The organism is Streptomyces sp. NPDC021080 (assembly GCF_044333225.1).
Taxonomy (GTDB): Bacteria; Actinomycetota; Actinomycetes; order Streptomycetales; family Streptomycetaceae; genus Streptomyces.
In genome coordinates this window covers 222536-247184 of sequence record NZ_JBIRQM010000006.1, presented here as the reverse complement: position 1 = coordinate 247184, position 24649 = coordinate 222536, and the positions used below count along the sequence as shown (strand labels likewise).

At 70.7% G+C, this 24649-nt stretch carries 20 protein-coding genes and 1 riboswitch; of the genes, 11 read left to right on the top strand and 9 right to left on the bottom strand.

The window, feature by feature from the left end; genetic code table 11:
• Positions 1–9: 9 nt before the first annotated feature.
• Both aroA and ACH4S8_RS16905 read right to left on the bottom strand, forming a co-directional pair.
• Positions 10–1350, bottom strand: coding sequence for a 3-phosphoshikimate 1-carboxyvinyltransferase (gene aroA, locus ACH4S8_RS16910; RefSeq protein WP_398394518.1), 1341 nt, complete (start codon positions 1348–1350; stop codon positions 10–12).
• A gap of 212 nt (positions 1351–1562) precedes the next feature.
• On the bottom strand, positions 1563–2294 hold the full coding sequence (locus tag ACH4S8_RS16905) for a M50 family metallopeptidase (protein ID WP_398394516.1): 732 nt from the start codon (positions 2292–2294) through the stop codon (positions 1563–1565).
• Between the two features lie 50 nt (positions 2295–2344).
• Between ACH4S8_RS16905 and ACH4S8_RS16900 the strand changes: the two genes are divergently transcribed.
• From ACH4S8_RS16900 to ACH4S8_RS16855, 10 genes are all read left to right on the top strand, one after another.
• Positions 2345–3160, top strand: a complete 816-nt coding sequence (locus tag ACH4S8_RS16900) for an SOS response-associated peptidase (protein ID WP_398394514.1) — start codon at positions 2345–2347, stop codon at positions 3158–3160.
• Between the two features lies 1 nt (position 3161).
• A complete protein-coding gene (locus tag ACH4S8_RS16895; RefSeq protein WP_398394512.1) occupies positions 3162–3827 on the top strand; it encodes an alpha/beta family hydrolase in 666 nt (221 codons plus the stop codon).
• A 255-nt stretch (positions 3828–4082) separates the two neighbouring features.
• The gene (gene sigR, locus ACH4S8_RS16890) at positions 4083–4775 is read left to right on the top strand and encodes an RNA polymerase sigma factor SigR (RefSeq protein WP_398395054.1); all 693 of its coding nucleotides are present in this window, start codon (positions 4083–4085) and stop codon (positions 4773–4775) included.
• Complete coding sequence (gene rsrA, locus ACH4S8_RS16885; protein WP_328448430.1) at positions 4772–5074, top strand: mycothiol system anti-sigma-R factor; 303 nt, start codon at positions 4772–4774, stop codon at positions 5072–5074. The genes sigR and rsrA overlap by 4 nt, the downstream gene beginning before the upstream one ends.
• Positions 5075–5293: 219 nt before the next feature.
• Complete coding sequence (locus tag ACH4S8_RS16880) at positions 5294–6640, top strand: HD-GYP domain-containing protein (RefSeq protein ID WP_398394509.1); 1347 nt, start codon at positions 5294–5296, stop codon at positions 6638–6640.
• A 71-nt stretch (positions 6641–6711) separates the two neighbouring features.
• Complete coding sequence (locus tag ACH4S8_RS16875; protein WP_398395052.1) at positions 6712–7935, top strand: HD-GYP domain-containing protein; 1224 nt, start codon at positions 6712–6714, stop codon at positions 7933–7935.
• Between the two features lie 153 nt (positions 7936–8088).
• A complete protein-coding gene (locus ACH4S8_RS16870; RefSeq protein ID WP_398394507.1) occupies positions 8089–9069 on the top strand; it encodes a tetratricopeptide repeat protein in 981 nt (326 codons plus the stop codon).
• 59 nt (positions 9070–9128) lie between these two features.
• Positions 9129–9779, top strand: coding sequence for a peptide deformylase (gene def, locus ACH4S8_RS16865; protein ID WP_398394505.1), 651 nt, complete (start codon positions 9129–9131; stop codon positions 9777–9779).
• A gap of 340 nt (positions 9780–10119) precedes the next feature.
• On the top strand, positions 10120–11199 hold the full coding sequence (cyc1, locus tag ACH4S8_RS16860; RefSeq protein WP_398394502.1) for an epi-isozizaene synthase: 1080 nt from the start codon (positions 10120–10122) through the stop codon (positions 11197–11199).
• Positions 11196–12566, top strand: coding sequence for a cytochrome P450 (locus ACH4S8_RS16855; RefSeq protein ID WP_398394500.1), 1371 nt, complete (start codon positions 11196–11198; stop codon positions 12564–12566). The genes cyc1 and ACH4S8_RS16855 overlap by 4 nt, the downstream gene beginning before the upstream one ends.
• A 78-nt stretch (positions 12567–12644) precedes the next feature.
• Here the strand turns inward: ACH4S8_RS16855 and ACH4S8_RS16850 are convergent, their stop codons facing one another.
• From ACH4S8_RS16850 to ACH4S8_RS16820, 7 genes are all read right to left on the bottom strand, one after another.
• Positions 12645–13136 carry a hypothetical protein gene (locus ACH4S8_RS16850; RefSeq protein WP_398394498.1) on the bottom strand — a complete coding sequence of 164 codons (492 nt, stop codon included), beginning with the start codon at positions 13134–13136 and terminating at the stop codon, positions 12645–12647.
• 124 nt (positions 13137–13260) lie between these two features.
• Entirely contained in the window at positions 13261–15351 is a 2091-nt protein-coding gene (locus ACH4S8_RS16845) for a putative Ig domain-containing protein (RefSeq protein WP_398394496.1), read from the bottom strand.
• 378 nt (positions 15352–15729) lie between these two features.
• Entirely contained in the window at positions 15730–16800 is a 1071-nt protein-coding gene (locus ACH4S8_RS16840) for a ribonucleotide-diphosphate reductase subunit beta (RefSeq protein WP_398394494.1), read from the bottom strand.
• Entirely contained in the window at positions 16800–19181 is a 2382-nt protein-coding gene (locus ACH4S8_RS16835) for a ribonucleoside-diphosphate reductase subunit alpha (protein WP_398394491.1), read from the bottom strand. Before ACH4S8_RS16835 ends, ACH4S8_RS16840 begins: the two co-directional genes overlap by 1 nt.
• A gap of 132 nt (positions 19182–19313) precedes the next feature.
• Positions 19314–19463, bottom strand: a riboswitch (cobalamin riboswitch).
• 536 nt (positions 19464–19999) lie between these two features.
• Positions 20000–21610: a monocarboxylate uptake permease MctP gene (gene mctP / locus ACH4S8_RS16830; protein ID WP_398394489.1), complete on the bottom strand. Its 1611-nt coding sequence runs from the start codon at positions 21608–21610 to the stop codon at positions 20000–20002.
• Positions 21607–21870, bottom strand: a complete 264-nt coding sequence (locus ACH4S8_RS16825; RefSeq protein WP_398394487.1) for a DUF3311 domain-containing protein — start codon at positions 21868–21870, stop codon at positions 21607–21609. The genes mctP and ACH4S8_RS16825 overlap by 4 nt, the downstream gene beginning before the upstream one ends.
• Positions 21871–22026: 156 nt before the next feature.
• Positions 22027–22791 (bottom strand): GntR family transcriptional regulator, encoded by a 765-nt coding sequence (locus tag ACH4S8_RS16820; protein WP_103554145.1) that lies wholly within the window; start codon positions 22789–22791, stop codon positions 22027–22029.
• 438 nt (positions 22792–23229) lie between these two features.
• On the opposite strand from ACH4S8_RS16820, the gene ACH4S8_RS16815 reads away from it, so the two are divergent.
• Positions 23230–24513, top strand: a complete 1284-nt coding sequence (locus ACH4S8_RS16815) for an extracellular solute-binding protein (protein WP_398394484.1) — start codon at positions 23230–23232, stop codon at positions 24511–24513.
• Positions 24514–24649: the final 136 nt, after the last annotated feature.

Below are 24649 nucleotides of genomic sequence, written 5' to 3'. Positions count from 1 at the left end.
GTCCGCCCGTCAGTTCCCGAGCATTCCGGTCCACAGATCGGGGAAGTCCGGCAGGGTCTTCGCCGTCGTCGCCACGTTCTCGATCCGGACGCCCTCCACCGCCAGCCCGATGATCGCGCCGGCCGTCGCCATGCGGTGGTCGTCGTACGTGTGGAAGACGCCGCCGTGCAGCGGGCGCGGCCGGATGTGCAGACCGTCGGCGGTCTCGGTGACGTCCCCGCCGAGTTCGTTGATCTCCTTGGTGAGCGCGGCCAGCCGGTCCGTCTCGTGCAGCCGCAGGTGGGCCACGCCCCGCAGCGTGGAGGGGGAGTCGGCGAGCGCCGCGACCGCCGCGATGCCCGGGGTCAGCTCACCGACCTCGCCCAGGTCCACATCGATACCGTGGACGGCACCCGAACCGGTGAACTCCAGTCCGGCCTCGGTCAGTTCGCAGGAACCACCCATCTCGGTGAAGATCTCCCGCAGCCGGTCGCCGGGCTGGGTGGTGTGGGCGGGCCAGTCGGGGATCACGACCGTGCCGCCGGTCACCAGCGCCGCCGCCAGGAACGGCTGGGCGTTCGACAGGTCCGGCTCGATGATCAGGTCGCGGCCGAGCAGCGCGCCCGGCGTCACCCGCCAGACGTTCGGCTCGCCGCCCGACTCCGGGGTGTCCACCTGGGCGCCGACCGCGCGCAGCATGTCCACGGTCATCCGGATGTGCGGCACGGACGGGAGCGTCGAGCCGGTGTGCCGGACCTCGACGCCCTGGTTGAAGCGCGGGGCGGAGAGCAGCAGGGCGGAGACGAACTGGGAGGACGAGGACGCGTCGATCTCCACCGGACCGCCGTCCAGCGCGCCGCTCCCGTGCACCGTCAGCGGGAGTGCGCCGCGGGCGTCGTCGTCGATCCGGGCGCCGAGCAGGCGCAGCGCGTCGATCACGCCGTTCAGCGGACGCTCGTACGACCGCGGGTCGCCGTCGAACCGGACGGGGCCGTCCGCGAGCGCGGCGACGGGCGGCAGGAAGCGCATGACGGTGCCCGCGTTGCCGACGTCGACGGTGGCCGGGCCGCGCAGCCCCGAGGGGATGATCCGCCAGGCCTCGCCGGAGGCGTCCGGTCCCGCCGCGACCGTCGAGCTGGAGGCGACCGTCTCCTCGATGCCCACGCCCATCGCGCGCAGCGCGCCGGCCATCAGCAGGGTGTCGCGGGAACGCAGCGGGCGGCGCAGCCAGCCCGGCTCGGAGGCCAGCGAGGCCAGGACGAGAGCGCGGTTGGTGACCGACTTGGACCCCGGCACGTGAACCGTCGCGTCGACGGCTCCGCTTGCGTGCGGGGCTGGCCAGAGGGCGGTGTGGGCGGGGTTCACGGTCATGCGCCCCACTTTAGTGGCAGGGCGCCGGGCAGCCGCGGGTCCGTCACCGCCGGTGACACCCGCCCGGGGAGCGGGCAGGGCGTACTCCGGGGGCCCGTCGGACGGGTCGCGGCGCGGCTCAGGGCCCGTCGGCCGGGGTCAGGGCCCGCCGGTCGGCGTCAGGCCCCTTCGGACAAGACGACGTCAGGCCCCTTCGGGCAGCGGTCCGGGGCTCACAGCCCCAGCAGCCAGCGCCCGCCGCCCATCAGCGAGCACAGCGACACGGCGTGGAAGAGGAACAGCCACAGCCCGGCCGGCACGTGCGTCAGCCGCGACAGCTGGTCCGCGTCGGAGTCGCCCGCGCCGCCCCGCGTCCGCTTCGCCTGGAGTTCGAAGGCCGGGCGGACGCCGCCGAGGAGCAGGAACCACACCACGGCGTACGCGAACGCGGCCTGCACCTGGGGTCCGGCGAGCCAGGACACCAGCAGGAAGGTGCCGCCGGTGAGGATCACGGTGAGCGCGCCGTACGCGTTGCGGATCATCACCAGCATGGCTATGAGCAGGGCCGTGGCCACCCACAGCAGCAGGGTGATGTGACCCGCGCCGAGCAGTGCGGCGCCGCCGAGGCCGAGCAGCGGGGGAGCGGTGTAGCCCGCCGCCGCCGTCAGGATCATGCCGAGGCCGGTCGGCCTGCCGCGGCTGACCGTGAGACCGCTGGTGTCGGAGTGCAGCCGGATGCCGCTGAGGCTGCGCCCGGTCAGCAGGGCGACCAGGCCGTGGCCGCCCTCGTGCGCGATGGTGATGGCGTTGCGGGAGATCCGCCAGACGCCGTGCGGGACGATCGCCGCGAGGGCCGCGACCATGGTGGCGATCACCACCCACAGGTCCGGGTCCGGCTGGGTGCCGAAGACCTCGTCCCACAGGGAGCTGAGCGAGGCCAGCGAGGAGGATGCGGTGCTGTCCATTGTCGGCGGTGGCTCCCTTTCGCGGCGCGGAATCTGGCAGTGTTGCACGTATGTGCGGACGGTATGCAGCCAGTCGTGGACCCGAGGATCTCGCAGCAACCTTTGAGATCGAGAAGTGGGATCCCGAGGAGACCTTGGCGCCCGACTACAACGTGGCCCCGACCAAGGAGGTCTACGTCGTCCTCGACCGCCCTGTGAAGGACGCGGACAGCCCGAGACCGGTTCGCCAGCTGCGCAAGCTCAAGTGGGGACTCGTCCCGTCCTGGGCCAAGACGCCCGAGGGCGCCGCCCGGATGATCAACGCCCGCGCCGAGACGGTGCACGAGAAGCCCTCGTACCGCCGCGCCTTCGCCGCCCGGCGCTGTGTCGTCCCCGCCGACGGCTACTACGAATGGGTCACCTCCGGCGCCGAACGCGAGCTGGAGGTCGAGGGCAGGAAGAAGCGGCCCCGCAAGCAGCCGTACTTCGTGACGCCGGCGGACGGCTCGGTCTTCGCGATGGCGGGACTGTACGAGTTCTGGCGGGACCGGACGCTGCCGGACGAGCACCCCCTGGCCTGGTGGGCGACCTGCTCGGTCATCACGACCGAGGCGGAGACGGCACCGCTCGCGGTGGCCCCCGCCGAGGGGCCGCGCGCGCTGGCCGACATCCACCCCCGGATGCCCCTGATGCTCACCCCCGACCGCTGGGACAGCTGGCTCGACCCGTCCCGCACGGACCCGGACGAACTCCGTGACCTGCTCGCTCCGCCGCCCACCGGCCTGATGCGCGCGTACCCCGTCTCCACCGCGGTCAGCAACGTCCGCAACAACGGAGCGGAGCTGCTGAGGGAGCTGGAGGGTCCCGAGGAGGGCACACTCTTCTGACGTGACGAAGACCAGCTCTGACGTGACGAGGACCGGCGACGTGAGCGAGACCGTCGAGACGGACGCCGGTACGGCCCGGGTCACCTGGCGCCGGGCGGCGAAGGCACGGCTCGTCCTCGCCGTGAGCCATGGCGCGGGCGGCGGGATCGAGGCCCGGGACCTGCGGGCGCTGGCCGGGACGCTTCCCGCCCACGGGGTGAGCGTGGCGCTCGTCGAACAGCCCTGGCGGGTGGCCGGGAAGAAGGTGGCGCCCGCGCCGAGGACGCTGGACGCGGGATGGCGGGGCGTGTGGCCGGTGCTGGCGGAGCAGGGGCTGCCCGTGGTCTCCGGCGGGCGCAGCGCGGGCGCCCGGGTGGCGTGCCGGACGGCGGCCGAACTGGGGGCCGCGGCCGTTCTCGCGCTGAGCTTTCCGCTCCATCCGCCGGGCAGGCCGGAGAAGTCCCGCGCCGCCGAGCTGCTCGGCGCGGGGGTGCCCACGCTCGTCGTCCAGGGCGGCAACGACCCCTTCGGGAAGCCGGAGGAGTTCCCGAAGGGCCCGTACGAGCTGATCGAAGTGCCCCACGCGGATCACGGCTTCGCCGTCCCGAAGCGGGCTCCGCTCGGCGAGGAGGAGGCGCTGGCGATCATCACGGACGGTGTCGTGAGGTGGGCCGCGTCACTCGGGTGACGGCCGGGAATGCGGGGTGACGGACTTCTGTTGTGCCGAGCAGACAGCACGGAGCGTGCTGCACCGTTCGTACGAGAGGAAGTCCGCCGCATGGGTTCGATCTTCTGCCCGAGCCGCAGCAGCCGCGCTGACCTGGACTGGACGGTGCTGCACGCGGGCAAGAACGCCCCGATTCGGGCGGCGGGCGGACATGATGTTCGTCTATCCTCCGATTCCAGTGGGACCGGTCTCGGTCTCGCTACGTCGCTGGAGGAGGTGGGTCCGGTCACTGGGACCGACGCAGGGACCGAAAACGGCCAGGCGGAGCAGCCCGAGGGCCAGGGCACGAGCGACGCGCCGGCGGAGACCGCCGCCGAGCGCACCGCGCGCTTCGAGCGGGACGCGCTCGAATTCCTCGACCAGATGTACTCGGCCGCCCTGCGGATGACACGCAATCCGGCCGACGCCGAGGACCTGGTGCAGGAGACGTACGCCAAGGCGTACGCGTCGTTCCACCAGTTCCGCGAGGGCACGAACCTCAAGGCGTGGCTGTACCGCATTCTCACCAACACCTTCATCAACTCGTACCGCAAGAAGCAGCGCGAACCCCAGCGCAGCGCGGCCGAGGAGATCGAGGACTGGCAGCTGGCGCGTGCCGAGTCGCACATGTCGACCGGCCTTCGTTCCGCCGAGTCGCAGGCGCTGGACCACCTGCCCGACTCCGACGTCAAGGAAGCGCTGCAGGCGATCCCCGAGGAATTCCGCATCGCCGTGTATCTCGCGGACGTAGAGGGCTTTGCGTACAAGGAGATCGCGGACATCATGGGGACACCCATCGGTACGGTGATGTCCCGGCTGCACCGGGGCCGTCGCCAACTGCGCGGCATGCTGGAGGACTATGCCCGTGACCGCGGGCTGGTTCCCGCCGGCGCCGGAGAGTCGAACGAAGCGAAAGGCTCGGGCTCATGAGCTGCGGAGAGCCGCACGAGACGGATTGCTCTGAGGTACTCGATCATCTCTACGAGTTCCTCGATCATGAGATGCCGGACGCGGACTGCACCAAGTTCGAGGTCCACTTCGAGGAGTGCTCTCCGTGCCTGGAGAAGTACGGCCTCGAACAGGCCGTCAAGAAGCTGGTCAAGCGGTGCTGCGGCCATGACGACGTGCCCACCGACCTGCGGGCCAAGGTCATGGGCCGGATCGATCTGATCCGCTCCGGTCAGGCCGTGCCCGAGCACGACGTGACCGCGACGGCCCAGGAGTCCTGACCCGGCCGTCCGGGAGTCCTGACCGGTTCTGACCCCGGCCGGCCCTTCGCCGCCGAGGGCGCCGGGCTCCCTCGACGGCCTTCAGGTCCTCCGTTTATCACCCGAACGTGCTAATCCGCGGGCCCGCAGCCCGCGGATTCGCACATACCCGTCCCCGCCCCCTTTTTCCCGCTCTAGGCTCCGGGCCTGAGATCGGGGGTACGGGGGAGGTTTTCGGGGATGGGTTCGGTTCCGGCGTGGGCCCGTGCGTACGTGGCCGGTGTCGCTCTCCTGGCGCTCGCCTGCCTGGCTCCCCTGCCGCACCTGCGCGTCCCCTGGGGGATCGTCGCGCTGCTCGCCGTGCTGTACGCGGGCTGCGAGCGCGTCACGCTGCCGCTCCGGCCGCGCGGCGCCGGCGAGACCACCCAGGGAATGGGCACCTTCCTCCCCGTCCTGCTGGCCGGCGCCTTCCTGCTGCCCCCGTCCGCAGCCGCCCTCGTCGCCCTGCCCGGGGCCCTGCTCGCCCGGGTCGAACAGCGCCCGCGCGGCCCGCGCCGGATCTGGCGCGCGGCCCAGCTCGCCGTCGCCGCCTGGGCGGCCTCCCGGGTGTACGGGGCGCTCGGCGGCCGGGACGCGCTCGTCGCCCCCGACTTTCCCTACGCGCTGGTGCCCGCCGGAGCCGCGGTGCTCACCTTCTGCGCCGTGCTCACCGTCCTCGACTGCGGGATCCTCGCGCTCGCCGAGCGTGCTCCGGTACGCGGTGCCTGGCACGGTCTGTTCGCGCGCTCGCTGGCACCGGTCGCCGTGCACGGCCTCGCCGGGCTGATGATGGCGGTGCTGTGGCGCAGCCCGTACGGACCCGTCGCCGCGCTGCTGGTCCTGCTGCCGATGTACGTGTCCTGCTGGGTCTTCGCCCAGTACCACCGCGAACGGGCCGCCCACCAGGCCACCATCCGCGCCCTCGTCCAGGCCGTCGACATCAAGGACGGTTACACCCGCGGGCACAGCGAGCGGGTCGGCCGGGCGTCCGTGCTGATCGCCCGCGAGCTGGGCATGCACGACGAGCGCGTCGAGGTGCTGCGGTTCGCCGGGATCCTGCACGACGTCGGCAAACTCGGCGTCCCCACCCGGCTGCTGCGCAAGGACGGACCGCTGACCCCCGAGGAGCGCCGCGTCATCGAACTGCATCCCGAGTACGGGCACGAGATGGTCCGCGGGATCGGGTTCCTCGGCGAGGCCCGCTCGGCGATCCTGCACCATCACGAACGCCTCGACGGGAGCGGATATCCGTACGGGCTCGCGGGGACCCAGATCCCGGAGTTCGCCCGGGTGGTGGCTGTCGCCGACGCGTTCGACGCCATGACGTCGACCCGGTCCTACAGCAGGGCCCGCCCGGTGCCGGCGGCCCTGGAGGAACTGGGGCGGTGCGCGGGGACGCAGTTCGACGCCCGGATGGTGGCGGCGCTGGCGCGGGCGCTCGACCGGCACGGCTGGCATCCCGCGGTGACCGCGGACATCGCCCCGGCCGTCGTGCCCGGCATGCCGCCCGCGCATCCGTCCGGCACCGTCGGACGGAGCGCGCCGTGAGCACCACCGTCCCCCGGCGCGCGGTCACCGCCCGTCCCGCGCGTCTCCCGTCGGCCCGAAGGGCCCCCGTCCTGCTCACCGCGGTGCACGGCCTGGCCCTGGTCCTCGCGCTCCTCGCCCTCGGCGTCACCCTCTGGGACGGACTCGACGAACGCGGGACGGCGCTGGCCTTCGGCGTGCTCATCGCCGTCGGCGAGCTCGCCCGGTGGAGCGGGGCCGAGGAGCGGGAGTCCGCGCCCCTCGGAGCGGCCGGAGCCCTCGCGTACGCGCTGCTCGGCGAGAACGCCGGGCACCGCACCGGCCATGGTGTCCTCCAGGTCGTCGCCGTCGTCGTGGCGGCGGCCCTCGTCGGCTGCGTTCCGTACGTGGCGCGGGGAGCGGGGCCGGAGCCCGATCGTCTCGCCCGCCGCGTCCTGACCGTCGCCTTCGCCGCCGTCTGCTTCCAACCCCTCTACGACCGGGGCAGGTTGATGGAGTGGGGCGGCCCGGCCCAGGCTCTGCTGCTGGTCGCGCTGCTGGTCCTCACCACGCTGTGGGACGCCGTGCTCGCGGCGGCCACGGCCCACGCGCGGACCCGGTGGCCGTTCGGCCCGCTGCTGCGCGACGAGCTGCGGGCCACCCTCGGGATCGGTTCGGCCGTGTGCGCGACCGGGGTCGTGATGGCCCTCGCGGTCGCGGTGACCGGGCTGTGGGCCCTGCCCGTCTTCTCACTGCCGCTGCTGCTCACCCAGCTGTCCTTCCGGCGCTACGCGGCCGTGCGGGTCACCTACCGGCAGACGATCGCCTCCCTCGCGCGCGCGACCGAGATCGCCGGGTACACACCGGCCGGGCACGCCCGGCGGGTGGCCGCCCTCAGCAGGGCCGTGGGCCGTGAGCTGGGCCTGTCGGAGCCGGACCTCACCGTCCTGGAGTACGCGGCGCTGATGCACGACATCGGGCAGCTCAGCCTGGTCGACCCGGTACCGGCGGGCGCCACCGCCGCGCTCCCGGCGGAGGAGCAGCGGCGGATCGCGCTGCTCGGCGGCGCCGTCGTACGGCAGACCGGGGTGGAGGCCGAGGTCGCCGTCGTGGTGGAGCGGCAGGCGGACCCGTACCGGGACCAGCCGGTCACCGCGCGCATCGTGCGGACCGTGAACGCGTACGAGGAGATGGCCCGGGAGGCGGGGCCCACAGGGGTGCTGACCGCGCTGGAGAGGCTGCGGCTGGCCACGGCCCGCGACTACCAGCCGGAGGTCGTGGAGTCGCTGGCCCGGGTCCTGTCCCGGGCCGGTCTGACCCTGCCCCGGTCTGGGTAACCCATGGGTAATGAGCGGCCGTCCGAGGGTACGTGGTTGGATGCGAGGGAGAGGGTGTCAGGGGGCACGGGCCGGCCCGGGGCTGCACTGCCTCCCAGGGACTCTTCGCAGGACCGGCAGGCGGGAATCGCAAGGAACTGGCAGGCGGGAATCGTGAGGATCTTCGGCAAGGGACGACACCGGCCCTCCGCCTCATGGCGGCAGGCCACCGACCGTGCGTTCACGCTGATCGGCGACGGCCGGTACGAGGACGCGGGAGCGCTGCTGACGCGTGCCGCGGACCTGGAGCCCTGGCTGTCCGAGTCCTGGTTCAACCTGGCCCTGCTGCACAAGTTCCGGCACGACTGGGAACAGGCGCGGGCGGCGGGCCTGCGGGCCGTGGCCCTGCTCGACCGGGAGGCCGGCGCACCCGACTGGTGGAACGTGGGGATCGCGGCCACCGCCCTGCAGGACTGGCCGCTGGCGCGGCGTTCCTGGCAGGCGTACGGGCTGCGGGTGCCCGGCGGCGCCGCCGTCTCCGGCGAGCCGACGGGTATGGACCTCGGCAGCGCGGCGGTCCGGCTGTCGCCCGAGGGCGAGGCCGAGGTGGTGTGGGGGCGCCGGCTGGACCCCGCCCGCCTGGAGGTGCTGTCGATCCCGCTGCCGTCCTCCGGGCGCCGCTGGGGCGAGGTCGTGCTGCACGACGGCGTTCCGCACGGCGAGCGGACCACGGCCGCCGGGCACGCCTACCCGGTCTTCGACGAGATCGAGCTGTGGGCCCCTTCACCGGTGCCGACCTGGGTCGTCCTGCTCGAGGCGGCCACCGAGGACGACCGGGACGCGCTGGAGCGGCTCGCCGCCGACGCCGGCTTCGCCGCGGAGGACTGGTCGTCGTCGGTGCGGCTGCTGTGCCGGATGTGCTCCGAGTCCCGGATGCCGTCCGACGAGGGCGACGAGGAACACCTCGACCCGCACGACCACAGCGAGCCGGGCCACCCGGGTCCGCTCGGCCATCGCACCGACGGGCAGCTGTGGGTGCCCGAGCGGGAGTGCGGGCTCGCGGCGCCCGCCTCGCTGGTGCGGGGCCTGCTCGACGGCTGGGTCGCCGACAGTCCGGACTCCCGCGACTGGCGGGATCTGGAAGAGGTCTGCTGAACGCACCTTTAGGCTGTAGTCGCAGAAAATTACAAGGTCTGAGGAAGGCGTACGTCGTCATGGCGCAGCAGGAAACCGATCAGCAGCACGTGGGCGTGCTCCCCGTGGACGACGACGGCTTCGTCATCGACACCGAGGACGCCGAGGAGCGCGAGAGCGCCTACCGCGAGCGCGGGACCTCGCGCCCGATCACGGTGGTCGGAAACCCGGTGCTGCACAAGGAGTGCAAGGACGTCACCGACTTCGGGGACGAGCTGGACCGGCTGGTGGCCGACATGTTCGCGAGCCAGCGCACCGCCGAGGGCGTGGGCCTGGCGGCCAATCAGATCGGTGTCGACCTCAAGGTCTTCGTCTACGACTGCCAGGACGACCAGGGTGTGCGGCACGTCGGCGTGGTCTGCAACCCGAAGCCGGTCGACCTGCCCGCCGACCGGCGCCAGCTGGACGAGAGCAACGAGGGCTGCCTGTCCGTGCCGACGGCCTACGCACCGCTCGCCCGCCCCGACTACGCCGAGGTCACCGGGCAGGACGAGAAGGGCAACCCGATCCGGGTGCGTGGCACGGGCTACTTCGCGCGCTGCCTCCAGCACGAGACGGACCACCTGTACGGCTACCTGTACATCGACCGGCTCTCCAAGCGCGACCGCAAGGACGCGCTGCGGCAGATGGCCGAGAACGAGCCCCGCTACGCGACCGTGGCGAACGACTGAGCCGTCGCTCCGCCGGGCGTCCCGCGCCGCTGTGACATAAATTGACCGGCGTGACGCGCGTCTCTCGTGGGTCCGCTCGAACGGTGCTTGGACAGGTGATCCTCCTGACCAGGCACCGTTCGCATGTACGTCGTATGTTCGATCCTTTGTACTCCTTCGGTGATCCAGATTCAGTCACACAAGGGGAGATTCTCGGCACGGTCGCATAGTCCGCGGGCCAAATCCGTTCCCAGAACGGTCAGTTGTGGTGCTGAATGGGAAGTGCGGGGATACGCAACGGCGCGCGCCCGGCACAGGTGGAGGGGTGTGACGCCAACAGGCGGCTGAGAGGGGTTTGTTCGTGCATGCTTTCTCACACGGCTCTTCACCGACAGCGCTCGCGGTACCACCGGCGCTCTCTCTTCCGGTGGTCGAGTCCGAGTTTCCCCGTCAACTGCACCCGTATTGGCCGAGGCTCCAGGAGAACACCAGAACCTGGCTCCTCGAAAAACGCCTGATGCCCGCGGACATGGTCGCGGAGTACGCCGACGGTTTGTGCTACACGGACCTCATGGCGGGCTACTACATGGGCGCCCCCGACGAGGTCCTGCAGGCGATAGCGGACTACAGCGCGTGGTTCTTCGTCTGGGACGACCGGCACGACCGCGATGTCGTCCACCACCGGGCGGGCGCCTGGCGGAAGCTCAGGTTCCGGCTTCATGCGGCACTCGATGCCCCCAGGGACCATCTGCACCACCGGGATCCCCTGGTCGCGGGGTTCGCGGACAGCGTGGTGCGGCTGTACTCGTTCCTCGGCGAGAACTGGAACAAACGGTTCGCACGCCACTTCCACGCGGTGATCGAGGCGTACGACCGGGAGTTCCGGAACCGGATCTCCGGCACCGTTCCCACGGTCTCCGAATACCTGGAACTCCGCCGGCTCACTTTCGCGCACCGGATCTGGACCGACCTGCTGGAGCCGAGCGCGGACTGTGAACTCCCCGCATCCGTACGGCGGCATCCCGCATTCCGGCGGGCGGCCCTGCTCAGCCAGGAATTCGCCGCCTGGTACAACGATCTCTGTTCCCTTCCCAAAGAAATAGCGGGCGACGAGGTCCACAATCTCGGAATCAGTCTCATTCACCACGAGGGGCTGACACTCGAAGAAGCCGTCGCCGAATTGAGGCGGCGGGTAGAGGGATGCGTGGAACAATTCCTCGTCGCCGAGAAGGATGTCTTACGGCTCGCCGTGTCGCTCGCGGACGGCACGGTCAGGGGAAAAGAGACGAGTGTCGCCGTCAGGGCGTGCCTCGGAAACATGCGGAACTGGTTCAGCTCCGTGTACTGGTTCCACCACGAGTCGGGCCGGTACATGGTCGACAGCTGGGACGACCGCTCCACACCCCCGTACGTCAACAATGAAGCGGCAGGTGGGAAATGACCGTCGATTCGGTACGACCCGAGGCGCCCGGGGCGCGGGAGCTGTCCGTCCCGCCCCTCGCCGGAGGAGGGATGCCCGTCCTCGGGCACGGCTGGAAACTGGTCCGTGACCCGCTGGGCTTCCTCGCCCGGCTGCGCGACCACGGCGATGTCGTCCGGCTCAGGATGGGACCCAAGACGGTGTACGCCGTCACCACCCCCGCGCTCACCGGCGCGCTGGCGCTCAGTCCCGACTACGAGATCGGCGGCCCCCTGTGGGAGTCGCTCGAAGGCCTGCTGGGCAAGCAGGGTGTCGCCACGGCCAACGGGGCGCTGCACCGGCGCCAGCGCCGGACGATCCAGCCCGCGTTCCGGGCCGACGTCATCCCCGAGTACGGCCCGATCATGGAGGAGGAGTCGAAGGCGTTCGCGGAGCGCTGGGAGGGGGGCGCGGCGGTCGACTGCACCTCCGAGTCGTTCCGCGTCGCGGTCCGTGTCGCCGCCCGTTGTCTGCTGCGCGGCCGGTTCATGGACGAGCGTGCCGAGCGGCTGAGCCTCGCGCTCGCCACCGTGTTCCGCGGTATGTACCGCCGCATGGTCATACCCGCCGGACCGCTCTACCGGCTCCCGCTCCCCTCGATACGCGCATTCGACCGCGCATTGGCCGATCTGCACGCTCTCGTCGACGAGATCATCGACGAGCGGCGGGCATCTGGTCAAAAGCCGAACGATTTGCTGACGGCATTGCTGGAAGCGAAGAACGACGACGGCGACCCCATAGACGAACAGGAGATCCACGACCAAGTCGTCGCAATACTCACTCCCGGCAGTGAAACCATCGCCTCCACGATCATGTGGTTGCTCCAGGTGCTCACGGAACATCCGGAACAGGCGGACAAAGTGGCCGCAGAGGTCCGGTCCGTCGCAGGAGACCGCCCCGTCGGATTCGGCGACGTCCGGAAGCTGTCGCACACGAACAATGTCGTCGTCGAGGCGATGCGTTTACGTCCCGCCGTATGGATATTGACGCGGCGCGCGGTGGCCGAAACCGAGCTGGGCGGCTATCGGATTCCGGCCGGTGCCGACATCGTCTACAGCCCGTACGCGATCCAGCGCGACCCCCGGTCGTACCGGGAGCATCTGGATTTCGATCCCGACCGCTGGCTTCCGGAACGCTCCGAGGACATCCCGAAGTACGCGATGCGCCCCTTCAGCGTGGGCAACCGCAAGTGCCCGAGCGACCATTTCTCGATGGCGCTGCTCTCCCTGATCACCGCGACCCTGGCGTCCCGGTGGCGCTTCGAGCCGGTGCCCGGGTCCAGTGACGCGACCCGCGTCGGCATCACGCTGCGGCCCCACGGACTACGTCTGAAGGCCCGGCCCCGCTGAGGCGGCCCCGGCCCCCACGGCACTCGTCGGCGCACGTCCGGGCCGCCCTCGGGCCCCTGGACGTGCGCCGCGGCGGTCTCACGTCTTCGGGACGACCACGGTGACCGTCCACCCCTGAAGGCCCTTGCAGGAGATCCGGGCCGGATCGCTCGGACACAGCGGGCGGGAGGAGGTCAGCCGGACCGTTCCGGGCGCGACCGCCCGGTAGGCGGCGGAGGCGTCACCCGGCTGGAGGACGATCCCGCTGTTGGTGGCCTCCAGAGCCTTTCCGTCGGTCTCGACGGGCTTCCAGGGCCGGACGCTGGTGCCGTCCAGGGAGATGCGGATCGTCTCGCCGGGTGCCAGACAGTACGTACGGCCGGTGTCGGCGGCACCGAGCTCCCCCTCGGCCTTCGCGCAGTCCGGACGGGACGGGGACGGGGACGGGGACGGGGTACCGCCGGTCGGGGACGGGGGCGGCGACACGGTGCCGCCGGCGCCCGTGTCGCCTCCGCCCTGTGTGCCGCAGCCCGCCAGCAGCAGGGCCAGGGCGGTGAGGGCGATGGTCCGGGTGTGAGTCGTTCGACGCATGGGGTGGCCTCCTCGGGGATTGGACGTGCCACCGGGGGATCAGGATCCCTCCCCGCGCACGGCAGGATTCCTCCCGCGCACGACAGGGCCCCGGCCGCCTCGGCGACCGGGGCCCCGGCGCGGCTCAGCTGGTCGTGACGGCGGTGTCGTCCACGACGAAGCTGGTCTGGAGCGAGGAGTCCTCGACGCCGCTGAACTTCAGCGTGACGGTCGAACCGGCGAAGGAGGACAGGTCGAAGCTCTTCTGGGCGTACCCGGAAGCCTTGTTGAGGTTGGAGTAGGTCGCGAGCGTGGTGGAGCCCGCGGTGACGGTGAGCTTGTCGTAGGCCGTGCTGGTGCTGGTCTCGGCCGTGTCGATGTGCAGGTAGAAGGTGAACGTGGCCTTGCAGCCGCTGGGGACGGTCACCGACTGGGACAGCGTGTCGGTGTGGGTCGAGCCGTACCCGTCGAGCCAGGCGTCGTACGAGCCGGCGTGCGTGGCCTCGCCGGTGTCATTGGTGATGACCCCGCTGGTCTCGCTCCACACGGTGGCGCCCGACTCGAAGCCCTGGTTGCCGAGCAACTGCGCCGAGGTGCAGGTGCCGCCGCCCGAGGTGCTGACGGTCCAGGTGAAGGAGGCGGACCCGGAGGCGCCCGTGCTGTCCTTGGCGGTGACGGTGACCGCGTAGGTGCCCGCGGTGCTCGCGGTGCCGGAGATCAGACCGGTCGAGCTGCTGATCGACAGGCCGGTCGGCAGTCCGGTCGCGCTGTAGGTGAGGGTCGCGCCCGCGCTGTCGGTGGCCGAGATCTGCAGGCTCGCCGTGCCGCCGGTGGCCGTGGACTGGCTGCCCGGATTGGTGACGGTCACCGTGTTGCCGGTGCTGGTGCCCGAGGCGAAGGCGGCCGTGCCGTTGGGGGTGCCCCAGCCGGTCGGGCCGTCGTAGCCGGTGCCCGCGGTGCAGAAGTACGAGGTGGAGCAGGATCCGTTGTTGCCGCTGGTCACGTCGTACAGGTTCGAGGTGTGGGAGTAGGGGTACTTCGCCGGGTAGTCGCTGGAGCCCGGGGTGCCGGCCAGCGCGTACACGCCGGCGATGATGGGCGCGGAGGCGCTGGTGCCGCCGTAGACCGCCCAGCCGGAGCCGCCGTAGGTGTCGTAGACCGCCACACCGGTCGCCGGGTCGGCGACGGCGGAGACGTCGGACTCCATGCGCTTGGTGCAGCCGGTGTCGGTCTGCCAGGTGGGCTTGGCGTCGTAGGCGGAGCAGCCGGAGCCGGTGCCCTCGGTGCTGGACGTCTTCCAGACGGACTCGGTCCAGCCGCGGGTGCTGGAGGAGGTGGAGAGCGCGGTTCCGCCGACGGCGGTCACGTACTGGGAGGTCGCCGGGTACTCGGCGCCGTAGGCCTCGTCACCCGAGGAGACGGTGATGGCGACACCGGGGTGCTTGAAGTACGAGGTGTCCTCGCTGGTCTGCGAGGAGGACTCGGAGCCGCCCCAGCTGTTGGAGACGAACTTGGCGCCCAGCGCGACCGCCTCGTTCTCCGCGGCGCCGAGGTCGGAGTCGTTCGCGGAGTTCGCCTCGACGAGGATGATGCTGCAGTTGGGGCAGACGGCGCTGACCATGTCGATGTCGAGCGCCTCCTCACCCGCCCAGCCGGTGTCGTTCGTGGGCAGCGAGGTGGTCGAGCCCGTCTGGCTGACCTGCTTGAAGCAGCCGTTGGCCACGGTGCAGGCGGACAGCCCGTACTGCGAGCGGTAGGTGGCCAGGTCGGAGGCGGCGTTGGGGTCGTTGTAGGCGTCGACCACGGCGACCGTCATGCCGGAGCCGCCCGTCGAGGGCAGGTTGTAGGCGCTGTGCAGGTTGGCCGGGCTGAGGCCGGACACCGCGGCGGCGGCGTCGGGGGAGACCTTCGCCGCGAGCTTCTGCGCGATGTCGGTGCGGCGCTGGGCGAAGCACGACATCTGGCCGGGCTTGGCGGCCTCGGCGCACAGGTGCTCGGTCGCGACCTTCTGGCCGGCCCTGCCGGTCGCGTGGACCGTCTGCCGGGCGGGGTCGGTGAGGGCCTTGGCGTTCTGGGTGGTGCGCGATACGTGGGGGGCCGGCGCGGCCTGCGCGCTCGCGGGCGGGGCCGCGGTGAACCCGGCGAGGCCGAGTGCCAGGGCGGGGAGGGCGGTGGTGAGGAGTCTTCGCAGGCTCCGGGCCGGTCTGCCGGCGGGTATCGGGCGCTGGGAACGCATGGGGGTGTCGCCTCCATCGGTTCGAGGCCGGCGCCGCTTCGGCCCGGGTGAGGCCGTTCGCGGTGCCAGGGCCGGAAGTGGGGTTCTCGGCGCTCTGAAAGGGCGGGCCCGTGACGCGCGTAGCGTGAACGTGGAGAGACACGTCATGGGCATGCCAAATCAGTCGTCCCGGTGTGCCGCGGTGCGTGGCGTGACGGGACGGCCAGAACGTAACCGGGGGGAACGGCGTGCGAACAGCCGTGCCGGAAGAACTTTGCCGCTCCATGGACGGGGATTGGAACGGTGATTGGAGGCGCGGGGGCAGTACGTGACGAAAGCCGGGCCGCAACGGGCGGCCCGGCTCTCATCGGTGACGGTCAATCAGGGCGACCGGAACGGTCAGAAGTCCTCGTCGAAGTCGACGGTGCCCTCCACCGCGACCTGGTACGCGGACGGCCGGCGCTCGAAGAAGTTGGTCAGTTCCTGGACACCCTGGAGCTCCATGAAGGAGAACGGGTTCTCGGAGCCGTACACCGGCGCGAAGCCCAGCCGCTGCAGGCGCTGGTCCGCGACGCACTCCAGGTACTGCCGCATCGACTCGGTGTTCATGCCCGGCAGGCCCTCGCCGCACAGGTCACGGCCGAACTGCAGCTCCGCCTCCACGGCCTCGCGCAGCATGTCGGTCACCTGCTCCTGGAGCAGGTCGTCGAAGAGCTCCGGCTCCTCCTTGCGGACGGTGTCGACGACCTCGAAGGCGAAGCTCATGTGCATCGTCTCGTCGCGGAACACCCAGTTGGTGCCGGTTGCCAGGCCGTGCAGCAGACCCCGGCTGCGGAACCAGTAGACGTACGCGAAGGCCCCGTAGAAGAAGAGCCCCTCGATGCACGCGGCGAAGCAGATCAGGTTCAGCAGGAAGCGGCGGCGGTCGGCCTTGGTCTCCAGCCGCTCCAGCTTCTCCACCGAGTCCATCCACTTGAAGCAGAACTGCGCCTTCTCGCGGATGGAGGGGATGTTCTCGACCGCGTCGAAGGCCGCCGAGCGGTCCTCGGGGTCGGGCAGGTAGGTGTCGAGCAGCGTCAGATAGAACTGGACGTGCACGGCCTCCTCGAAGAGCTGACGGCTCAGGTACAGCCGCGCCTCGGGGGAGTTGATGTGCTTGTACAGCGTCAGCACCAGGTTGTTCGCCACGATCGAGTCGCCCGTCGCGAAGAACGCGACCAGTCGGCCGATCATGTGCTGCTCACCCGGCGTCAGCTTCGCGAGGTCGGCGACGTCCGAGTGGAGGTCGACCTCCTCGACGGTCCAGGTGTTCTTGATGGCGTCCCGGTAGCGCTCGTAGAAGTCCGGGTAGCGCATGGGACGCAGGGTGAGTTCGAAGCCCGGGTCGAGCAGGTTCTTGAATCCAGGGGTGTCGGCACGCAGTGCCGCCGTTGAGGGGAGGTGGTCGGGCGACGGGTGGGCGGAGCTCATTACTGGCAGGCCTCGCAGGACTCGGGGTTTTCGAGGGAGCAGGCGACGGCGTCGGGGTCGGCGGCCTGCTGGACGGGGATGACGGTCTCGGGCCGCGCCTGCGCCTGGGCCGCGCGGGCGATGCGCGTCGCCGGGCGAGAACGCAGGTAGTACGTCGTCTTCAGGCCCGCCTTCCAGGCGTACGCGTACATCGAGGAGAGCTTGCCGATGGTCGGCGTCTCCAGGAACAGGTTCAGCGACTGGGCCTGGTCGAGGAACGGGGTGCGGGCGGCGGCCATGTCGATCAGGCCGCGCTGCGGGATCTCCCACGCCGTGCGGTACAGGTCGCGGACGTCCTGCGGGACCCAGGTGAAGCCCTGGACCGAGCCGTTGGACTCGCGCAGCGCCTCACGGGTCTGCGCGTCCCACACGCCGAGCGCCTTCAGCTCGGCCACCAGGTACGAGTTGACCTGGAGGAACTCGCCGGAGAGCGTCTCGCGCTTGAACAGGTTCGACACCTGCGGCTCGATGCACTCGTACACGCCCGCGATCGAGGCGATGGTGGCGGTCGGCGCGATGGCCAGCAGCAGCGAGTTGCGCATGCCGACCTCGGCGATCCGCTCCCGCAGGGCGGCCCAGCGCTCCGGCCAGTTCAGCTCGACGTCGAAGTGGTCCGGGTGCAGCACACCGCGGGCGGTACGGGTCTTCTCCCAGGCCGGGAGCGGTCCGTTGCGCTCGGCGAGGTCCGCGGAGGCCTCGTACGAGGCGAGCATGATCCGCTCGGCGATCCGGGTGGACAGGGCGCGGGCCTCGGGCGAGTCGAAGGGGATCCGCAGCTTGAAGAAGACGTCCTGCAGACCCATCGCGCCGAGGCCGACCGGACGCCACTTGGCGTTGGAGCGGCCCGCCTGCTCGGTCGGGTAGAAGTTGATGTCCACCACGCGGTCGAGGAAGGTCACCGCGGTGCGCACGGTCTGATCGAGCCGCTCCCAGTCGATGTCCCCGCCGGTCACGAACGCGCCCAGGTTGACCGAACCCAGGTTGCAGACCGCCGTCTCCCCGTCGTCCGTGACCTCCAGGATCTCGGTGCACAGGTTCGAGGAGTGGACCGTGTGACCCGGCTCCGCCGTCTGGTTGGCGGTGCGGTTGGCGGCGTCCTTGAAGGTCATCCAGCCGTTGCCGGTCTGCGCGAGGGTGCGCATCATGCGGCCGTAGAGGTCGCGGGCCGGGATGGTCTTCCTGGCGAGGCCCGCCTCCTCGGCCTTGCGGTAGGCGGCGTCGAACTCGTCGCCCCACAGGTCGACCAGCTCGGGCACGTCGGCCGGGGAGAACAGCGACCAGACGCCGTCCTCGTTCACCCGGCGCATGAACTCGTCCGGGATCCAGTGCGCGAGGTTCAGGTTGTGCGTACGCCGGGCGTCCTCACCGGTGTTGTCGCGCAGCTCCAGGAACTCCTCGATGTCGGAGTGCCAGGTCTCCAGGTAGACCGCGGCCGCGCCCTTGCGCCGGCCGCCCTGGTTCACCGCGGCGACCGAGGCGTCGAGCGTCTTGAGGAACGGGACGATGCCGTTGGAGTGCCCGTTGGTGCCGCGGATCAGCGAACCGCGGCTGCGGATGCGGGAGTACGACAGGCCGATGCCGCCGGCGTGCTTCGACAGCCGCGCCACCTGGTGGTAGCGGTCGTAGATGGAGTCCAGCTCGTCCAGCGGGGAGTCGAGGAGGTAGCAGGACGACATCTGCGGGTGGCGCGTGCCGGAGTTGAAGAGCGTGGGGGAGGAGGGGAGGTAGTCGAGGCGGCTCATGAGCCGGTAGAGCGCGGCGACCTCGTCCACCGAGCGGACGGTGTCGTCCTCCGCGAGACCGGAGGCCACCCGGAGCATGAAGTGCTGGGGCCTCTCGACGACCTTGCGGGTGATCGGGTGCCGGAGCAGATAGCGGCTGTGCAGCGTGCGCAGCCCGAAGTAGCCGAAGCGGTCGTCGCCCTCGGCGTCGATCAGCGCGTCGAGGGAGGCCGTGTGCAGCGTCACGAACGCGGCCGTACGGTCGGCGATCAGACCCTCGCGGTGGCCGACGGCGACCGACTCGGAGAAGGTGCTCACGCCCTGGGAGGCGGCCTCGGCGGCGATGGTGATCGCGAGCAGGCGGGCGGCCAGCCGGGAGTAGGCGGGGTCCTCGGAGATGAGACCCGCGGCCGCCTCGGTGGCCAGTTCGCGCAGCTCGGCCTCGTCGGCCCGGGCGGACCGGCCGCGCAGCGCCGCGGCGGCGACCCGGCCGGGGTCGGCGTCGGGGAGGTCGGCGGTCAGCTCCGTCAGGGTCCGCAGCAGCACGGTCCCGGGACCGTCGGTCTCCACCGGGGCCTGCTGCGCGGTCACTGAAGCCGGATCGGCTGGCGCGATGGTCACGTGTGGCTCTCCTAGCTCGGCACGGGGCCTCACGGGCGGGAGCGGGGCACACGGGAGCGCTTTCGGGCAGCAGCGCACCGCGTCCACCGGCCCATTCCGCGAGGCCCGGACGTCGTCGGCACCCGGGCCGGACGGCCGGGGCGCGCTGTCGGCAGGTCCTCGGACTGACGCGAGTACGGGCACACGCAGACGCGAACACGCACAAGTACACCGTTGCGGGACAGTTCCGGATTTGCACCGGATTCCCCTGCGGCGACAGCGACCATGAGCATACATCTTGTGCCGGGCTTCGGGACTGCCCCCACATCTTGTGTCCGCTTGATGCCCGGGAGCGCTACGGAGTGTGTCGGAGCGTCAACTCGTAGGTGAGCGGCAGGATGCCGTCGAGCTCCGGCAAGGGGCTCCGGCCGCGGTCCGGGCCGCGATCCCGCCGACGACGGGGTGCTCCTTCGGCCGGGCGCTCCTGACGACGACGTCCGTGCGAGTGGGTGTGCCCGACCGGCACGGCGGCGGGGGGGGGGGGGGGGGCCGCCGCCGCCCCCCCCCCCCCCCCGGCGGCGGGCGGGGGGGGCGCCCCCCCCCCCCGCCCCCGCGGCCCCCCCCCCCCCCCGCCCGGCCGCGGGGGGGGCCGCGTCCCCGCCGCCGAGGGGGTGTTCGGTGGGCCGGGGGCGCGTGCGGCCGCGGCCGGTGGGTGTGGGTGTGCCCGACGGGCCGGGGGGGGGGCCGCCGTTTTTCCCCCGGCGGCCCGCCGCCCGCGGCTGTCGCGGGACCTGTCCCCGTCCCTGTGGCCCGAGGCGGGGACAGGTCCCCCGCGGGTCCTAGTGGCTCGCGTCGGCCGTGGCCGGCGGGAGTTCCGTCTCGACGCCGGGGTCGCCCGCGTCGGCCGTGTAGTCCCCGGGCGAGGTCTCGTCCACGCCTTCCGGGGCCTTGAACGCCCTGAGGGCGAAGGTGAGGACCACGGCCACGGCCACGTTCAGGACGAACGCCGTCAGACCGATGTAGCCGATCTCCCCGATGCCGGGGATCTCCTTCGAGCTGCCGCCGAAGTGCTTCTGGGTCGGCGAGGCCACCCCGTAGGCGGCGATCGTGCCGTAGAGCATGCCGACCGCCCAGCCGCCCAGCAGCGCCCAGCGGTGGAACCAGCGGGTGAAGAGACCGCCGACCAGCGAGGGGAAGGTCTGCAGGATCCAGATGCCGCCCAGCAGCTGGAAGTTGATCGCGACGGTCTTGTCCATGGTCAGGACGAAGACCAGCGCACCCACCTTCACCAGGAGCGAGACCAGCTTGGAGACCCTGGTCTCCTGCCGCGGGGTCGCGGCCGGATTGATGAAGTCCTTGTAGATGTTGCGGGTGAACAGATTCGCGGCCGCGATCGACATGATGGCCGCCGGGACGAGGGCGCCGATGCCGATGGCGGCGAAGGCGACGCCCGCGAACCAGTCCGGGAACATGTTCTCGAAGAGCTGGGGGATGGCCAGTTGGCCGTTGGTGACCTTCACCCCGGCCGCGATCGCCATGAACCCGAGCAGCGCGAGCAGCCCCAGCATCAGTGAGTACAGCGGCAGGATCGTGGTGTTGCGGCGGATCACCTCCCGGCTGCGGCCGGACAGCGTCGCGGTGACCGAGTGCGGATACATGAACAGTGCCAGTGCCGAGCCGAGCGCGAGCGTGGCGTACGTCCACTGGCCCGCCTCGGCCGGGACGAGCCCGCCGGCGCCCGCGGCCGTGTACTTGGCGCCCGCCGCCTTGAAGATCTCGTCGAAGCCGCCGAGCTTGATCGGGATGTAGATGATCGCCACCGCGATCACGATGTAGATCAGCGTGTCCTTCACGAACGCGATCAGAGCGGGCGCCCGCAGGCCCGAGGAGTAGGTGTACGCGGCCAGCACACCGAACGCGATGAGCAGCGGCAGGTCCTTGACGAACCAGTTGGAGGACGCGCCGCCGCCCAGGCCCATCACGTCCAGGACGGCCTGGATGCCGACGAGTTGGAGCGCGATGTACGGCATGGTGGCGAGGATGCCGGTGACGGCCACGGCGAGGGACAGGCCCTTGGAGCCGAAACGGCCGCGCACGAAGTCCGAGGTCGTCACATAGCCGTGGCGGTGCGAGACCGACCACAGGCGGGGCAGGAAGGTGAAGATCAGCGGATAGACCAGGATCGTGTACGGCACGGCGAAGAAGCCGGCCGCGCCCGCCGCGTAGACCGCCGCGGGCACGGCGACGAAGGTGTACGCGGTGTAGAGGTCGCCGCCGAGCAGGAACCAGGTCACCCAGGTGCCGAAGGACCGTCCGCCCAGGCCCCATTCGTCGAGCGTGTGCTCGTCGGCGGCCCTGCGCCAGCGCGCGGCCAGGAAACCCATGACCGTGACGGCCAGGAAGAAGAAGATGAAGACGCCGAGAGCGACGCCGTTCACACCGTCTTTCATGCTTCCGCACCCTCCTTCACGGAGGTGCGGGCCCGTTGGTCACGCCGCCACAACTGGTACGCGATCACGGTCAGCAGCGTGGAGAGGGGTACCCACAGTATTTGGTACCAGTAGAAGAACGGGATACCGATGAACGCCGGCTCGGTCTTCGTGTAGGAGCCGACCCACAGCATCGCCACGAAGGGCGCGAGCAGGCACAGGCCGATCACCACACGTACCGGTGTCACCACCGGTGGTTTCACTTCGGGCAGGTCTGACACAGGTCGTCTCCGTCCCCTCATCGATCACCTGGGTAACGCGCAGGCAATCTAGGGGACGGTCCGGCTTTAGGGAACACCGCAGCGCGGTGGCGGCTGTGGAGGGTTCGTGTCGGGCACGGGGTCCGTGCCCCGTGCCCGAGGAACGCTCCGCGGCGCTCAGTCCTGCGGGCGCTTGAGGCGGGCGACGAACTTGTACCGGTCGCCGCGGTACACCGAGCGCACCCATTCCACCGGCTCGCCCTGCCGGTCGAGCGAGTGGCGGGAGAGCATGAGCATGGGCAGGCCCACGTCGGTGCCGAGCAGTCCGGCCTCGCGCGGGGTCGCCAGCGAGGTCTCGATGGTCTCCTCGGCCTCGGCGAGATGGACGTCGTACACCTCGGCGAGCGCGGTGTAGAGAGAGGTGTACTTGACCAGCGACCTGCGCAGGGCGGGGAAACGCTTGGCGGACAGGTGGGTCGTCTCGATGGCCATCGGCTCGCCGCTCGCCAGGCGCAGCCGCTCGATGCGCAGCACCCGGCCGCCGGCGGAGATGTCGAGCAGCCCGGCGAGGGCGTCGTCCGCGGTGATGTAGCCGATGTCCAGCAGCTGCGAGGTGGGTTCGAGCCCCTGGGCACGCATGTCCTCGGTGTACGAGGTCAGTTGGAGCGCCTGGGAGACCTTCGGCTTGGCGACGAAGGTGCCCTTGCCCTGGATGCGTTCGAGACGGCCCTCGACGACCAGCTCCTGAAGGGCCTGCCGCACCGTGGTGCGCGAGGTGTCGAACTCCGCGGCGAGGGTCCGCTCCGGCGGTACCGGCGTGCCGGGCGGCAGCGTCTCCGTCATGTCGAGCAGGTGCTTCTTCAGGCGGTAGTACTTGGGCACGCGCGCGGTACGGATGGGCGCCCCACCCTCGTTCTCCGCACTGCTGACGTCGGTGCTCATGCTCTGCCTTCCCGGCTCCGGATGCCGAAGCGACCGCCATGTCGTCGGCCACGGCTCTCATCGTGGCACGGCTCGTCGTGCGCGTGTTCCCCGCACGCTCCGTGATCCCCTCTATATACCGTCGGCGTACCCGTTGGTCTAGTCCATCGCGTGCAGACGGTGACGCCGGAGCCGCCGCGGACGGTCCGTGAGCGGTTCCTCCGCAGGCCGTGAACACGACCGTAATTTGTGCCGCTTGGCTACTTAAAGGTCCTTGCATATGTAGGTCCCATAACGGCCGACTGGACGGGCTTACACACCCTTGACACCCCCTTAGGTCTAGGCCAAGCTCCGGGTACTGGTCTACACCATTGGTCCAGTCCCGGCCCCACGGGCGGTACACGGCGTATGTCACCGCGGGGGAGCAGGGGGGTTTGTGGCATCCCTGAGGAGGGTGGCGTGAAGCGCAAGCTGATAGCCGCGATCGGTATCGCGGGCATGATGTTCTCCGTCGCGGCGTGTGGCAGCGACGACAAGTCCGGGGGGTCGGACAAGGGCGCGGACGCCAAGGAGCTGACGGTCTGGCTCACGGTCGACGCGCAGAACAACTGGCCCGAGCTGGTCAAGCAGGCCGACACGGCGATCGAGGCGAAGCACCCCGGCATCAAGATCAAGCACGAGTACTACGGCTGGCCGGACAAGAACACCAAGCTCGACGCGGTCCTCGCCACCGACAAGGCGCCGGACGTGGTCGAGATGGGCAACACCGAGATGCTCGGCTACATGGTCAAGGGCGCCTTCGCCCCCCTCGACGCGTCGAAGTTCGACAACTCGAGCGCCTGGCTGGACGGACTCAAGGAGTCCGTGACCTACGACGGCAAGACCTACGGCGTGCCGTACTACGCCGGCGGCCGCGTCGGCAACTGGCGCAAGGACATCGCCGCCTCGGCCGGCGTGAAGTCCACGCCGAAGACGTACGCGGAGCTCACCTCCGACCTGGACAAGATCCAGAAGAAGGAGGGCGGCAAGTTCAGCGCCTGGTACCAGCCCACCCGTGACTGGTACGCGGCCATGTCCTTCGTCTACGACGCCGGCGGCTCCATCGCGAAGGAGGAGGGCGGCACCTGGAAGGCCAACCTCTCCTCGCCCGAGTCGATCAAGGGTCTCAACGAGTTCAAGACCATCGTCGACAAGTACATGCACGGCGACAAGACCAAGGACGAGTCCGACCGCTACATCGTCTACGGCCAGGGCAAGTCGGGCATGATCTTCGGTGCCGCCTGGGAGGGCGCGACCGCCGAGGACCCGAAGAGCGACAAGACCGGCAAGCTCAAGGGCAACCTCGAGAACTTCGTGATGCCCGGCCCGTCCGGCAAGAACATCCCGGTCTTCCTGGGCGGCTCCGACCTCGCCGTCCCGGTGAAGTCGAAGGCGCAGGCCGTCGCCGCCGAGTGGATCAACGCGTTCACCGGCGCCAAGGGCCAGAAGGTCCTGATGGGCAAGGGCAACCTGCCCAACAACAAGACCGACCTGGTCAGCCTGCAGAGCGACCCGAAGACGGCCGTTCCGGCCACCGCGGCCGAGTCCAGCTGGTTCGTCCCGATGGCACCGGGCTGGGGCCAGGTCGAGAAGGCCCAGGTCCTGCAGACCATGCTGCAGAACATCGGCACCGGCAAGAAGTCCGTCGCGGACGCCGCGAAGGAAGCGGACGCCGCGATCGACAAGGTCATCAACACCAAGTAGTGACCTGAGAGCAGGGCCCCGTCGGTCCTCCGTCACGGAGGGACGGGGCCCTGCCTCCCCGTACGGCCCGGCCCGGGTCTCACCCCCTGACGCCCGGTCGTACGGGCCTTCGCTTTCGTACGACCCTGAGGGACCG

Excerpts from the sequence above, each read along its gene's own strand:
- aroA (WP_398394518.1), bottom strand. The coding sequence starts at position 1,350 with ATGACCGTGAACCCCGCCCACACCGCCCTCTGGCCAGCCCCGCACGCA.
- ACH4S8_RS16905 (WP_398394516.1), bottom strand. The coding sequence starts at position 2,294 with ATGGACAGCACCGCATCCTCCTCGCTGGCCTCGCTCAGCTCCCTGTGG.
- ACH4S8_RS16900 (WP_398394514.1), top strand. The coding sequence starts at position 2,345 with ATGTGCGGACGGTATGCAGCCAGTCGTGGACCCGAGGATCTCGCAGCA.
- rsrA (WP_328448430.1), top strand. The coding sequence starts at position 4,772 with ATGAGCTGCGGAGAGCCGCACGAGACGGATTGCTCTGAGGTACTCGAT.
- ACH4S8_RS16880 (WP_398394509.1), top strand. The coding sequence starts at position 5,294 with ATGGGTTCGGTTCCGGCGTGGGCCCGTGCGTACGTGGCCGGTGTCGCT.
- def (WP_398394505.1), top strand. The coding sequence starts at position 9,129 with ATGGCGCAGCAGGAAACCGATCAGCAGCACGTGGGCGTGCTCCCCGTG.
- ACH4S8_RS16855 (WP_398394500.1), top strand. The coding sequence starts at position 11,196 with ATGACCGTCGATTCGGTACGACCCGAGGCGCCCGGGGCGCGGGAGCTG.
- ACH4S8_RS16850 (WP_398394498.1), bottom strand. The coding sequence starts at position 13,136 with ATGCGTCGAACGACTCACACCCGGACCATCGCCCTCACCGCCCTGGCC.
- ACH4S8_RS16845 (WP_398394496.1), bottom strand. The coding sequence starts at position 15,351 with ATGCGTTCCCAGCGCCCGATACCCGCCGGCAGACCGGCCCGGAGCCTG.
- ACH4S8_RS16840 (WP_398394494.1), bottom strand. The coding sequence starts at position 16,800 with ATGAGCTCCGCCCACCCGTCGCCCGACCACCTCCCCTCAACGGCGGCA.
- mctP (WP_398394489.1), bottom strand. The coding sequence starts at position 21,610 with ATGAAAGACGGTGTGAACGGCGTCGCTCTCGGCGTCTTCATCTTCTTC.
- ACH4S8_RS16820 (WP_103554145.1), bottom strand. The coding sequence starts at position 22,791 with ATGAGCACCGACGTCAGCAGTGCGGAGAACGAGGGTGGGGCGCCCATC.